Origin of the sequence: Ruminococcus sp. OM04-4AA, assembly GCF_003462585.1 — a bacterium.
GTDB lineage: Bacteria > Bacillota > Clostridia > Lachnospirales > Lachnospiraceae > Mediterraneibacter > Mediterraneibacter faecis.
In genome coordinates this window covers 18,745-33,016 of the sequence record NZ_QTZH01000016.1, presented here as the reverse complement: position 1 = coordinate 33,016, position 14,272 = coordinate 18,745, and the positions used below count along the sequence as shown (strand labels likewise).

Sequence of the window (14,272 nt, the reverse complement as noted above, 5' to 3'; positions counted from 1 at the left end):
ACATAGTATAAAATAAAAGGTAGGTTTCAAAATGAGTCTGAAATACGAAAAACTGATCAGAAAGATGACACTGGCAGAGAAAGCAGTTATGATGTCAGGAAAGAACACATGGGAGACCGTTGATTTTGAAAAATATGGAATTCCGTCTATGGTAATGTCTGACGGACCTCACGGACTGAGAAGACAGGCAGGAGCGGGAGATCATTTGGGATTGAACGCAAGTCTTCCGGCGACTTGTTTTCCGACAGCGGCAGGAGTGGCAAACAGCTGGGATGAAGCACTGGGAGAAGAAATCGGAGAAGCACTTGCAGAAGAGGCAGTGACAATGGGAGTCAATGTGATCCTTGGCCCTGGACTGAATATCAAGAGAAGTCCGCTGTGTGGAAGAAACTTTGAGTATTTTTCAGAGGATCCGTATCATGCAGGAAAGATGGCAGCGGCATATGTCCGTGGAATCCAAAGCAAAGGAATTGCAGCTTGTCCAAAGCATTTCGCAGCAAACAGTCAGGAGCTGCGCCGTATGGCGAACGATTCTGTCGTAGACGAAAGAACGTTCCGTGAGATTTATACAACAGGATTCGAGATTGCGATCAAGGAAGGTAAATCAAAATCCATCATGTCTTCCTATAATGAAGTAAATGGAATCTATGCAAACGAAAACAACCATATGCTGCAGGAAATTCTGGTAGATGAGTGGGGCTTTGATGGTTTTGTTGTATCTGACTGGGGCGGAAGTAACGACCATGCACTTGGCGTGAAGAATGGAAGCCATTTGGAGATGCCGGGAACAGGAAAATCAGGTATGTATGATATTATTCATGCAGTTGAGAACGGTGATCTTGATGAAGCAGTATTGGATCAGAGACTGGATGAACTTTTAAATGTGATTTTCTCAACACATCAGGCAACAGAAGACGCAAAGGGAAAAACATTTGATGTGGAAGCGCATCATAACCTGGCAAGAAAAGCGGCAGAGGAAAGTATTGTCCTCCTGAAAAATGAGGATCAGATCCTTCCGTTGAAACCGGGAACGAAAGTTGCAGTGATCGGTGATTTTGCAAAGACACCAAGATATCAGGGCGCAGGATCATCACTTGTAAACCCGGCAAAACAGCCGGAAGCAATCCTTGATGTGATTGGATCAACAGATCTGGATGTTGTTGCATATGAGCAGGGATATATCCGTAACAGAAAACCGAACCAAAAGCTGACAAAGGCAGCAGTAGAACTTGCAAAGAAGGCGGATATCGTACTTTTCTTCGGAGGACTTGATGAAATCAGCGAATCCGAAGGACTTGACCGTACACATATGTCCATGCCTGCCGCACAGGAGACATTACTTAATGAACTTACAACAGTAAATAAGAATATAATCGTAGTTCTTTCAGCCGGATCAGCGATCGAGATGCCATGGTATCCATATGTAAAAGGAATCGTGCACGGTTATCTTGGTGGACAGGCAGGCGCGTCAGCAATGTTGAACGTTCTGACAGGAAAGGTGAATCCATCCGGTAAGTTAAATGAGACTTACCCAATCTATTATGAGGATACGCCGGCGTATGCATATTATCCAAGTAAAGAAAGAAGCAGTGAGTACAGAGAGTCTCTTTATGTCGGATACCGTTATTACACAACTGTTGGAAAATCAACGCGTTTCCCATTTGGTTACGGATTGAGCTATACAACCTTTGAATATAAAGATTTGAAAATAGATACAGAAGGTGTGACATTTACAATTAAGAATACAGGCAATGTGTCAGGAACTGAGATCGCACAGCTGTATGTTGGAAAATCTTCTGAGACTGTCTTTCGACCGGTTCGCGAGCTGAAAGGTTTCGTAAGAGTAGAGCTTCAGCCAGGAGAAGAAAAGGAAGTAAGAATCGGGTTTGATGATAAGACATTCCGTTTTTATGATACAAGAACAGATAGCTGGGAGATTGAAAGCGGTACTTATCAGATCATGATCGGTGAAAATGCGCAGCAGATGGTTCTGGAAGGTGCTTTAGACGTAAAAGGTACTGTTGAAAACGGCGGCTACAAGAAAGAAGAACTGCCGGAATATTTCAGCGGCAAGATTAAAGACATTTCAGACGAAAAATTCCGTATTCTGTATGGAAGAGAGATTCCGGATGGAAGCTGGAGCGGTGAGATCCGAATGAACGATGCAGTTTGTCAGTTGTATTACGGAAAAGGAATTCTTGGAAAACTGCTCTGTGCAATCCTGAAATTACTTCTGAAAATCAGTGACTGGAAGGGAAAGCCGAACCTGAATGTATTATTTAACTACAATATGCCAATTCGTGGATATGCGAAAATGACAGGCGGTATTGTGACGATGAAAATGGCAGAGGCATTGACAGAGATGGCGAACGGACATCGAATTAAAGGAACAGCACATCTGATCAAAGCTGCAATCAACAGAGGATAGGCAATATAGACAAAAACGAAATATATAAATTGTTAAATATGCCAAATGGAATTGCAGGTTATGAAAAAAACGTACCATTTATGCGAAAAAAGGCATGAGAGAATAAATTATGTTAACATAAGCCCATCAACAAAAGGGAGGAAACATTATGACAAACTTTTTAGTAAACTTATTGTCCCCGATATTCACTAGTCTGGGAGTAAGTGTTGCAGACCTGACGTCATATATTGAACGACTGAGTGGTTATATTATTGCTATCCTTGTTGCATTAGTTGCAATGATCGTAGTAATGATCGCAGCGCATAAAGCGAAAAAGGGAGTTCGCCACGTGATCCGCTGGCAGGCAGGAATTGCATTTGTGGCTATCGTTGCAGTACTTGTTAATGTGATCTGTTATGGTCCGATGTACAACAACGTATCAAGTATTTTAAATGCGAAGAAAGTAGAGCTTTCAAAAGAAACAACAGAGCAGAGCCGTGAAACAATTCAGAAAGTCGGAGAAGAAGGAATGGTTCTTCTGAAAAACAAAGGAATCTTACCACTCGCTTCTGACACGGAGAAACTGAATGTGTTCGGATGGGATTCAACAAATCCGTTATACGGTGGAACAGGATCCGGATCTTCAGATTCTTCCACAGCGATCAGTATTTTACAGTCTTTAAAAGATGCAGGATATGAGACAAATGAATCTCTGACAAAGATGTACACAGATTACCGAGAAGACCGTCCGACAATCGCTATGGCTGAGCAGGACTGGACATTACCGGAGCCAACAAAAGAATATTATACAGACAGCCTTATGAACGAAGCAAAAGAATTCTCTGATACAGCTGTTGTAGTGATCGGACGTTCCGGTGGAGAAGGTGCAGACCTTCCGACAGATATGAAATCAGTGATCGACGGAAGCTACAAGAAACTGGCAGAAACGGTGTCAGTCACACCGGAAAATTACGGATATGTAAAAGGAAGTTACACAAACAACGGTGATTATGATGATTTCGACGAGGGCGAAAGCTATCTTGAACTGTCTAACACAGAAGAAGATATGTTAGATACAGTCTGCTCTCAGTTTGAAAATGTTATTGTGGTTGTAAATGCAAACAATGCGATGGAACTTGACTGGGTTGATAAGTATGAGCAGATCGGTGCTGTTATCTATGCACCGGGAGCAGGAGCAACAGGATTCGAGGCACTTGGAGAGATTATCAACGGATCTGTGAATCCATCAGGAAAGACAGTCGATACATTTGTAAAAGATCTTCAGCAGACACCTTATTACAACAATATGGGTCTGAACGCATACACAAATGTAGATGATCTGAAAAACCAGATCGCAAAAAATGATGCAGCTTACGAAGGAAGTATGGGATTTGTAAACTATGCAGAAGGAATCTATGTAGGTTATAAATTCTATGAGACAGCAGCAGAAGAAGGCTGATCCAGTACGAAGATACAGTACAGTATCCATTTGGATATGGTCTGAGCTATACAACATTTGAAAAGACAATTGAGAATTTTAAAGACAATGGTGATACAGTAACATTTGATGTGACAGTGAAAAACACAGGTGATGTTGCAGGTAAAGATGTTATTGAGATTTATTACACAGCGCCATATACAAATGGTGGGATTGAAAAAGCAGCTGCGAATCTGATCGCATTTGAGAAAACAGAAACTCTTGATCCGGGAGCAGCAGAGACAAAATCAATCACTATTAACAAAGAGGATATGGCATCCTATGATTCTGAAGGAATCAAGATTTCCGGTGGTGGATATATCTTAGAGGCTGGAGAATACACAATCTCTCTTCGTTCCGATTCACATACTGTTGTAGCAGAAGAGAAATTTACAGTAGACAGTGATATTGACTACAGTAAAGACGGACGTTCTTCCGACGAAACTGTATCAACAAACCAGTTTGAAGATTACTCACGTGGTGATTTCGAACAGCTTTCAAGAGCAAACGGATTTGCAAATTATGAATCTGCTTGTGGAAAGTTAAGTGAAGATGCTTATGTAATGAGCGACGAGACAAGAAAAGCAGTAGAAGAAAATGTATTTGGAATCTATGACAGTACAAAATACAATGATGATTCCGACGAGATGCCGAAGATGGAGCAGGATAACGGACTTCAGCTTGCAGACCTTACAGGAAAATCATATGATGACGAAGACTGGAATAAACTCTTAGACCAGTTAAGCTTCGAGGATATGTCAACACTTATCAATGTAGGTGGATGGCAGACAGCAGAGATCAAGTCTGTAGGAAAGGTTGCAACATCTGATTGTGACGGACCGGCAGGACTGAATAACTTTATCACAAAGACATACGGAACAGCTTATCCGTCAGAAGTACTGATCGCTCAGACATGGAATAAAGATCTGGCAAAAGAAGTCGGAGATTCTATGGGACAGGAGTATGTTGACGCAGACAACTTCGGATGGTATGGACCGGCAATGAATATCCACAGATCTGCATTTGCAGGACGTAACTTCGAGTACTATTCAGAAGACGGCGTATTATCCGGATACATGGCAGCAAACGAGATGAACGGAGCTGCAGTGAAAGGTGTATATCCTTATATCAAACATTTTGCATTAAATGATCAGGAAACAAACCGTTGTTCCTTCCTTCTGACATTTGCTTCTGAGCAGACGATCCGTGAAGGATACCTGAAAGCATTCGAGCTTGCAGTTAAGGGATTCGAAGGAAATGCAATGGCAGCAATGTCCGCTTTCAACTGGATCGGTACAGTTCCAAGCTGTGCAAACAACGGACTTCTGAATAACGTTCTTCGTGGAGAATGGGGATTCGTTGGAATGGTAGAGACAGATTACGACGGTTCTTACGGATACATGATCACAGATCACTGTATCAGAAATGGAAACGACCTGATGCTTGGATTCAACAGTGCTGAGTCTAACAAGCTTACAGATAAGAGTGCAACAGCAGTACTCGCAATGAGACAGGCATGCAAGAATATTCTTTACACTGTAGCAAACAGCGGCTACTATGCAGATGGTAACCCGGCTGCAGGTATGAGCAATATGACAAAACTTTTCGTAACAGTAGACGTGATTCTGGCAGTTCTCTTAATTGCAGCAGATGCGATCGTGATCGTACGTTTCAGAAAGAAAAGAAAAAATGTAGATAAAGCAGAAGCGTAATATATTAAATGAAAGACAGGATTGGACAGATAGAAACAGGCCAATCCTGTTTTCCTTTTGCTAAAATAGTGATTGCTCAGAGTCAGCAACAGGTAAATCTCATTATATGACTTGTGGCAGAATAAAAATTCCTTTATTATAAGATAGAACATAAGACGACAGAAAATATACCAGGAGGAGGATTCCGATGATCAAAATTGCGATTGTAGAAGACGAAGCAATGTATGCAAAACAGTTGGAAGAATTTCTACATCAATATGAGGCGGAAAACCATGAAGCATTCGATATCACAATCTATTCAGACGGAGATCAGATTGTAAATAAATACAAGTCCCAATTTGATATTATCCTTATGGATGTTGAGATGAAATTCATGGATGGAATGTCTGCTGCGGAAGAGATTCGCAAGATGGACAGTGAAGTTGTGATTATCTTTATTACAAACATGGCACAGTATGCAATCAGAGGTTACGCGGTAGATGCGCTGGATTATGTATTAAAACCGGTATCTTATTTCGCATTTTCACAGAGACTGAACCGTGCGATTGAACGTATGAAAAAGCGAGAGGCAAAGGTCATTATGGTAAATATAAAAGGCGGTATGGTGCGTATTAACATCGCAAATATTTACTATATTGAAAGCCAGGGACATACACTGATTCTTCATACGATCCTTGGGGATTATGAAACTACAGGGAAAATGAAAGAGATGGATGAAAAGCTTTCGGGGATGAATTTCTGCAGAGGAAATAAAGGATATCTGATCAATCTGCAGCATGTAGACCGGATTCAGGACAACTGTGCGGTAGTAAAAGGCGAAGAGCTGGTGTTGAGCCGTGCACGTAAAAAGGAATTTATGGAAGCTTTGACAAGATATTGGGGAGAGGTGATAAAATGATTGATCATTTGATGCCGGATATCCCGAGACTTTACTCGGCAATTGCAGAGTGGCTTGCATGCATGATATTTATCCTGCCATTTAAAAAGAGATTTTCAAAAATAAAGACAGGTGTGATCATGGCGGTGATGCTTGTTGTACAGAGCGGATTCATGGTCGTGACGGAAGATGTCAGCTTGTTTTTCTGGATTCCCTGCATGATGGTAGCTGTATTCCTTATGCTGTTTTTCATTTATGTATCCTGCGCGATTGAAGTAACAGACGCAGTATATTTCGTGTTGATTGCATTTGTTGTGGCAGAATTCATGGCGTCGATTGAATGGCAGGTTGCTTGTTACTTTAGGATAGCGCAATCAGGAGTATGGTGGAAAGAATGGTTAGCCTTATCCTCGGATATGGAATAATCAGCGTGATCTTGTTCAAGATCTTGCATGTACATTTCCCGGAAGATGGCCAGATAGAGATAGGTTGGAAAGAATGTCTGTCAGCATTTTTGATTGCGATATCTGTTTTCGCTGTCAGTAATATTAGCTATCTTACAATCAATACTCCATTTTCCGGAAGGTATTCATTTGAGATAGCAAATATCCGTACAATTGTGGATTTGGCCGGAATTGCGATTCTGTACGCACATCTCATGCAATGCTGTGAGATGCGGGCAAGAAAAGAGCTTGAGGCAGTTCAGAATGTACTTCAGAATCAGTATGCACAGTATGTGCAGTCAAAAGAAAGTATTGAACTGATCAATTATAAATATCATGATCTGAAACATCAGATTGCGGTGTTGAGAAGTGAAGAAGATCCTCAGAAAAGAGAAGCATTTTTGGATGAGATGGAGGCGGAGATCCGTCAGTATGAAGCACAGAATAAAACCGGAAATAAGGTACTTGATACTGTGCTGACGAGCAAAAGTCTGTATTGTAATAAGAATGGAATTACATTTACCTGTGTGGCAGACGGAACGCTGTTAGACTTTATGGATGTTATGGATATCTGCAGTATCTTTGGAAATGCACTCGATAATGCGATCGAATGCGAGATGAAAATACCGGATAAGGAAAAAAGACTGATCCATGTTACAGTGTCCAGACAGAAGGCATTTTTGATTCTTAAGTTCGAGAATTACTGTGAAGAAAAACTGCAGTACCAGGATGGAAATATTGCGACGACAAAGAAAGACAAAAAGTATCATGGATACGGAATGAAGAGTATTCGTTATACAGTGAATAAATACGGCGGGGCAGTCACGATCGATACAAAAGAGAACTGGTTTGACTTGAAAATTTTGATTCCGATTAAAGAAGAACAAGGAGATTAAGACCGCACACATTTTTGGGTTCCGATAAGAAAGAACATTTGCAGTTTATGCAGAAAAAGTGCAGGTTATGTAAGTATAATAGATAGGCATGTAATCCATGTTAGGATATAGATACGAAGTCCAAGGGAGGACAAGAGAATCTAGAATCTTAGAAGAATGGAGAATGTAGAATGAATAAGCTAAACAACATATGGAATCGTTTTGCAGAGAAACATCCGAGTGCTTCAAAATGGATAAGAGAAGGCGGATTGTTCGTAATTGTAAGTAATCTGATCACTGTACTTAAATATGTAATGTTGCTGTTTTTGCCACTGGCATTCGCAGGACTTCCGAATATTGATTTCGGTTTCCCGGGAATCGACATTACATTATTCGGTGAGACATTTAAGTGGAATATTATCGGATATGATGCGGCACATGGCGGTCTTCCGTATTTCTGTGCATACATGATTGCAATGCTCGTTGGTGAGTGTATCAACTTCCCAATCCAGAGAAGCTTTGTGTTCCGCAGCAAAGGAAAGATCTGGTATCAGGCGTTCTGGTATCTGATCGCATTCTGTATTGTTACATGTATTGTAAACTCAATCAATTGTATCTGGGTTGCAGTTGCCGGAATGTTTGTACCGGGATGGCTTTATAATATCGGAACAACCGTGCTGAACGGAGGAGTGTCGATGGTGGTATTCTTCTTCGTGAATAAGATTATTTTCCCGGAGGGAGAAGTAAAGTAGAATAGAGAAAAGAAGAACAGAAGAACAGAGTAGTGCGCGTTAGCGTGCTGTCCTGTTCTTTTAACATGAAAATCATTTTCAAATTCATCTTGACAATAAAATTTTTTGCGTTAAAATAAAAAAATGATTTTTGATAGATTCGAGATGGAAGTAAAGTAATGTTGGAATTTGTAAAACAAAGCAAGAAAAGAAAGTTATATTGTATCCTTGGCATATTGTATCTGCTGTGTATTATCTTTGTTGCAAATGATGCATGGTTGTATAGCACACCCATTGCAAAACTGACAAAGGTCGAAACCAGTGTTTCAGGAGAAGAGACAGGAACCAGAGGGACGAAGGAGAAAAAATATAAGCAGAATATCCAGGGAGTAATCCTAAATGGAGAAAACAAGGGAAAGACAATAAGTTTTACGAATGAGTGCACGTATACCGGAATGATGAAACAGCCATATCATAAGGGAGATAAGGTACTGCTCAATGGAACAAGCAAGAGAATGGGTTCTGGAATTCGTGGACTGAAACGAGATACAGAGCTTATGATACTCATAGGATTTCTGATGTTTATATTAATTATCGTTGCAGGAAGACAGGGTGCGCTTACGATATTGACCGTTATTTTTAATGTTACTGTTTTTTCAATTGGTTTTTGGAAAGCGGGAGATACATCAAATGTGCTGGAAATGTGCAGCAGGCTGGTGATTCTTTTTGCGGTTATTACATTGGTTGGATTAAACGGGATTCATAAAAAGACATGGGCAGCACTTTTTACAACATTGATTGTTCTTGTAATGATCATGGGAATCTTTGATGTTGTAATCCATCATGCAGAAGATCTTGATTATTCGACCATGGAGTATCTTGGAAGTATTGAAAATCCGGATGAAATTTTCCATGCAGAAATCCTGATATCAGGACTGGGAGCAATCATGGATGTGGCGGTCGCCATCGCTGCATCCTTAAGTGAAATTGTTGAAAAGAAGCCGGAAGTGACATTTTTGGAATTATTTAAATCAGGAAGAGAAATTGGATATGACATTATGGGAACGATGATAAATGTGCTGTTGTTTGTCTTTGGCTGTGGACTGATTCCAATGTGTCTGATCCGAATGAATAATGATGTGAGTTTAATTACTATTATAAAGCTACACATTCCATGTGAATTGTGCAGATTTCTGGTGGAAAGTATAGGAATTGTTCTGGCAATACCGATTTCTATTTTGGTTACTTCTGTGATGATAAAGGTCTCAGGAATGTTTCATAGACAGAAGAAAGCAAGAAAGGTGCAGGGAGAAGGAAAATGCTGATAACACTTGGATTGATTTTACTGATTTTAATTATGGTCGTCGGTGGAGACAGAGGTGTCGTTTCGCTTATTGCTTTGTGTGGAAATCTGTTGATCTTAAGTCTTGCAATCTGGCTTATGGCATCAGGAGTTCCTGTTCTTCTCGTTACGGTTTGTGTCGGTGTTGTCATTTCCTGTATTACGTTGTTCTATCAAAATGGTAGCAATAGAAAGACATGGAGTGCATTTCTTGCAACTATGATCACAATGCTGTTGCTGTTCTTCTTCATATATATCGTTGTATGGAGAAGTGAGGCGGGAGGTCTTAACGAGATACAACAGGTTGGAGAAGATGTATTTTATTATAATATAAACCTGAATATCAGTATGAGAAATGTTGCTGTCTCTGTTATACTTCTCAGTACTCTTGGAGCTGTTCTTGATATGGCACTGACAGTTACCACATCTGTTTATGAAGTGAAAAGCCATAAAGAAGATATGACTTTTAAAGAACTGATTCACAGCGGAATGCAGATAGGAAAAGAAGTGACCGGAACAACGGTGAATACACTTCTGTTTGCATATTTAGGAGAATCACTTCTGCTTTTTTCCTATCTGCGGATGCAGGGATATTCGTTTGAACTACTGTTGAATTCTAAAATCATGTTTGAAAATTGTGCCTCAATGATCTTCGGAGCAATCGCCTGCGGGGTTGTAATGCCGGTGGCAGCGGTTGCAGGGGGCTATTTTTTTCGATTTAAATAAACATAAAATCCAACGTTCAACATAATTCCAACTGCTGTAGAAACCGGTGCAGCAAGACCGATCTTTGTCAGGCTGGCGTTTGGCTGGATACTCATGATGTATGCCATTGGCAAACGAACCAGAAGTGTCTGAATCAGACCTTGTGTCATAACCCAAAGAGTCCTATCATTTCCATTAAAATACCCTACCATACTGAAAAGAACGGCTGTTACAATTGTTTCCGGTGCGAATCCTCTCAGGTAAGCAAAACCATTCTGAATAACAGCTGCATCGGTAGAGAAGAATCCGGCCAGCACATCTCCCTTAAGAAATACAAGAGTGAAGACGAAACATCCCACAACCAGACCGACACCGATTCCGGTGAACATAGATTTCTTTGCACGCTTTGCTTTTCCGGCACCGACATTCTGAGAGACGAAAGAAGCCATGGACTGCATGAGTGCGCTAGGTACCAGCATTGCAAAGTTTACGATTTTGCAGGCAACGCCGTAACCAGAAGAAGCCTCCAGTCCGAGCCGATTTACAAAAGCGCAGAGTGCGAGGAATGACATCTGTGTCAGGAATTCCTGGAGTGCAAGAGGGAGTCCAATAATGAGGAATTTCTTGCACTGTGGATTCAGACAGAAGTCTTTCTTTCTAATCTTGAATGGTAGTTCTTTTTTGATAAGGAGAACTACTGCGAAGACAACACTGATTGCCTGGGCGAAAACAGTTGCAATCGCGGCACCGGCTGCGTTCATGTGGAAACCTGCAACAAGTATCAAGTCACCGAAAACATTTATGATGCATGCGACAAGTACAAAAAGCAGAGGGGACTTGCTGTCTCCAAGTCCACGGAAAATCGCAGAAAGCAGGTTGTAAGCGACGATAAAAAAGATTCCACTTCCGCAGATACGGATGTAAACAGCAGTCAATTCTATAGCTTCTGCAGGAGCCTGCATCAGGATCGCGATTGGATGCGCGAAACAAACCATGACGATGAACAATCCAACTGAAATCGCTGTAAATACAATTGCAGAACCGCCGATGACCGAGCCAATCTGTTCCGGTCTTTTTTCGCCGAGATAACGTGCAATCAGAACCGTGATACCCATAGCAAACTGGACAACTACGAAAGTGACCAGATTCAGAACCTGGCTTCCAGTAGAAACAGCAGAAAGCCCGGAAGTAGAACCAAATCTTCCAACGACCAGAAGGTCAACCGCTCCATATGCTGCCTGAAGGATCAATGCACCAAGTACCGGCATCATAAATGCCACCAGTTTCTTTAAAATGCTTCCTTGTGTAAAATCAGCAGTTTTATCAGTCATTTTTGAGCACTCCTTTCACACATGATGTCGTAAAATTTCTGAATCGTCTGAATCATGCAGTCAGCGTCCGCATCAGAGATTCCGTCAAGGTAAGGAATCAGCTCATTAAAATAATTTTCATTATACTTTTCTGAGATTTTCTTCCCGTGCTCTGTCAAAGACAAGTATGTGACACGTCCGTCATCCGGAGAGGAGATCTTTTGAACTAATCCTTTCTTCTCCATCTCTTTTATTGTCCTTGTGACACCCGGTCGCGGGATATTCAGAACGTCACTTAGATCAGAAACTCTTACATGGACTTTCTGTTTCTGAAGCTCCTGGATCATATCCATATAGCGGATGTGAGATGACACGATACCTTCCGGAAGCGGAGGGAGCATCTCACGAATTCGTTTTGCCTGATAACATGCATCGAGCATGCGTTTGATTTTTTTATTTGTCATAATAAAACTCCTATATAGTTACCAAAGTTAATTACCATAGATAATTATATGGAAATTCAAAGGATTGTCAAGAGAAAATGATGATTGTAATGATAATTTGAGGAACTTGCAGAGAGAAGTCTTGATATGTTCGCAAATTAATAAAAGACAAGAAAACGTACAAGATAACACGTAAGTTATGGTAAAACAAATAAAAATTAGATATAATATAGTAAGAAAACATATAAGATAACAAGTAAGTTACAAGAAATTAAATAAAAAATATGCGAGGAGGTGACAGCACAGATGGGAAGTTATTTGAATCCGGGAAACAGCGGTTTTTCGAATATGAGAAATGACGTTTATGTCGATAAAACAGAAATGATAAGTCTGATTAATCAAACAATCAATACGCCACGGAATCTGACATGTATTAGCAGACCACGGCGCTTTGGGAAATCTTTTGCTGCCAAAATGTTGTGTGCATATTATGATAAGACTTGTGATTCCAAGGAATTGTTTGATGATCTTAAAATTGCAAAAGATGATGAATATTTAAAATATTTGAATCAGTATGATGTGATCTATCTGGATATGGCGAGTGTTCTTGGTGTGACATCATCGGAAGATGCAGTCTCCTATGTGAAACGAAATATAACAGAAGAAGTTTTAGATATTTATTCGGAAGTGAAAGAAGCAGAAGCACTGTTTGATACATTAGCGAATCTGGTGACTTATACAGGAAATAAAATCATTATGATTATCGATGAGTGGGATGCACCGATTCGTGAGAATGGTGGAAATGCAGGAATCCAGAGAGAGTATCTATTATTTTTACGGTCATTATTTAAAAATAGTGGAACAACGGATAAGATTTTCGCAGCAGTTTATATGACAGGAATCCTGCCGATTAAAAAAGATGGTTCACAGTCTGCAATTTCTGACTTCGAAGAATTTACAATGGTAAAACCAAGAAAGTTTGCGCCATATGTAGGTTTTACAGAACAGGAAGTAAAGAACCTGTGCAGCGAATATCAAATAGATTTTTCGAAGATGAAGCTATGGTATGATGGATATTCATTCCCAAATGCAAATTCAATTTATAATCCGAACTCTGTAATGAAAGCACTTAGAAATGATGATTTCGATTCCTACTGGACGCAGACATCGGCAGCAGAGAGTTTGATGGAATATATTAGTCTTGATTATGACGGACTTTCCAAGACAATCGCTGAACTGATCGGTGGTATTGAAGTAGAAGTTGATACGAGTGGATTTTCGAATGATCTTGTAACATTCAGAGAGAAAGATGATGTACTGACATTGTTGATTCATCTGGGCTATCTGGCTTATGACAAAGAAACGGAAAAAGTGCATATTCCAAATGAAGAAATCAAGCGGGAATTTTCAAGGACGATCAGGGGAGTCAGACGGAACGAGACAATTCAACGTGTGCGTGAAAGCGACCAGATAATTTCAGATACAGTACATATGAATGCGGATGCAGTAGCAACACAGATTGAGAAGATCCATATAGAGGAGACAACGGCTCTTTTCTACAATAATGAGCAGGCATTACGAAGCGTGATCAAGCTTGCATATTTTAGTTATCGCGATTATTATCTGAAGTTCGAAGAACTTCCGTCAGGCAATGGCTATGCAGATATTGTATATTTTCCAAAGAAAACGTCGAATCTTCCGGCATTAGTAGTTGAAATGAAGTGGGATAAATCAGCGGAAGGAGCAATTACACAGATTAAGAAACGGAACTACCCGGCGGCAATCAAAGATTTTGGCGGTGAGATTTTGCTGGTTGGAATTAATTATGATAAAGATGCTCCGGTGGGCGAACGGAAGCATACGTGTGTGATAGAAAAATATCAAGTGTGATACATCAGAATGGAATGGAAAAGAGAAAAAAGAATTCTACTCATCGGCGATTTCGGTATA

At 40.4% G+C, this 14,272-nt stretch carries 12 protein-coding genes; 10 read left to right on the top strand and 2 right to left on the bottom strand.

Going from position 1 to position 14,272, the window contains the following annotated elements; translation table 11 throughout:
• Nucleotides 1-31: 31 nt before the first annotated feature.
• From DXB52_RS06745 to DXB52_RS06715, 9 genes are all read left to right on the top strand, one after another.
• Entirely contained in the window at nt 32-2,428 is a 2,397-nt protein-coding gene (locus DXB52_RS06745; RefSeq protein ID WP_118106814.1) for a glycoside hydrolase family 3 C-terminal domain-containing protein, read from the top strand.
• A gap of 148 nt (nt 2,429-2,576) precedes the next feature.
• On the top strand, nt 2,577-3,866 hold the full coding sequence (locus DXB52_RS16870; protein ID WP_472520008.1) for a glycoside hydrolase family 3 C-terminal domain-containing protein: 1,290 nt from the start codon (nt 2,577-2,579) through the stop codon (nt 3,864-3,866).
• Nucleotides 3,867-3,976: 110 nt separating this feature from the next.
• Entirely contained in the window at nt 3,977-5,596 is a 1,620-nt protein-coding gene (locus DXB52_RS16865; RefSeq protein WP_472520007.1) for a glycoside hydrolase family 3 N-terminal domain-containing protein, read from the top strand.
• Nucleotides 5,597-5,783: 187 nt separating this feature from the next.
• Nucleotides 5,784-6,494, top strand: coding sequence for a LytR/AlgR family response regulator transcription factor (locus DXB52_RS06735; protein WP_020436592.1), 711 nt, complete (start codon nt 5,784-5,786; stop codon nt 6,492-6,494).
• On the top strand, nt 6,491-6,898 hold the full coding sequence (locus DXB52_RS16860; RefSeq protein ID WP_472520006.1) for a hypothetical protein: 408 nt from the start codon (nt 6,491-6,493) through the stop codon (nt 6,896-6,898). Before DXB52_RS06735 ends, DXB52_RS16860 begins: the two co-directional genes overlap by 4 nt.
• Complete coding sequence (locus tag DXB52_RS06730) at nt 6,868-7,812, top strand: ATP-binding protein (RefSeq protein WP_472520005.1); 945 nt, start codon at nt 6,868-6,870, stop codon at nt 7,810-7,812. The genes DXB52_RS16860 and DXB52_RS06730 overlap by 31 nt, the downstream gene beginning before the upstream one ends.
• Nucleotides 7,813-7,982: 170 nt before the next feature.
• Nucleotides 7,983-8,543, top strand: a complete 561-nt coding sequence (locus tag DXB52_RS06725; RefSeq protein ID WP_118106813.1) for a GtrA family protein — start codon at nt 7,983-7,985, stop codon at nt 8,541-8,543.
• A gap of 158 nt (nt 8,544-8,701) precedes the next feature.
• Complete coding sequence (locus tag DXB52_RS06720) at nt 8,702-9,847, top strand: YibE/F family protein (RefSeq protein ID WP_118106812.1); 1,146 nt, start codon at nt 8,702-8,704, stop codon at nt 9,845-9,847.
• Nucleotides 9,841-10,590 carry a YibE/F family protein gene (locus DXB52_RS06715; RefSeq protein WP_117540286.1) on the top strand — a complete coding sequence of 250 codons (750 nt, stop codon included), beginning with the start codon at nt 9,841-9,843 and terminating at the stop codon, nt 10,588-10,590. Before DXB52_RS06720 ends, DXB52_RS06715 begins: the two co-directional genes overlap by 7 nt.
• On the opposite strand, the gene DXB52_RS06710 is transcribed toward DXB52_RS06715, so the two are convergent.
• Entirely contained in the window at nt 10,569-11,900 is a 1,332-nt protein-coding gene (locus tag DXB52_RS06710) for an MATE family efflux transporter (protein ID WP_118106811.1), read from the bottom strand. The two genes, DXB52_RS06715 and DXB52_RS06710, sit on opposite strands and share 22 nt — an antisense overlap.
• Nucleotides 11,897-12,343, bottom strand: coding sequence for a MarR family winged helix-turn-helix transcriptional regulator (locus tag DXB52_RS06705; protein ID WP_118106810.1), 447 nt, complete (start codon nt 12,341-12,343; stop codon nt 11,897-11,899). The genes DXB52_RS06710 and DXB52_RS06705 overlap by 4 nt, the downstream gene beginning before the upstream one ends.
• 285 nt (nt 12,344-12,628) lie before the next feature.
• Here DXB52_RS06705 and DXB52_RS06700 point away from each other — a divergent pair, with 285 nt between their 5' ends.
• Complete coding sequence (locus DXB52_RS06700; RefSeq protein ID WP_117540291.1) at nt 12,629-14,212, top strand: AAA family ATPase; 1,584 nt, start codon at nt 12,629-12,631, stop codon at nt 14,210-14,212.
• Nucleotides 14,213-14,272 lie beyond the last annotated feature (60 nt).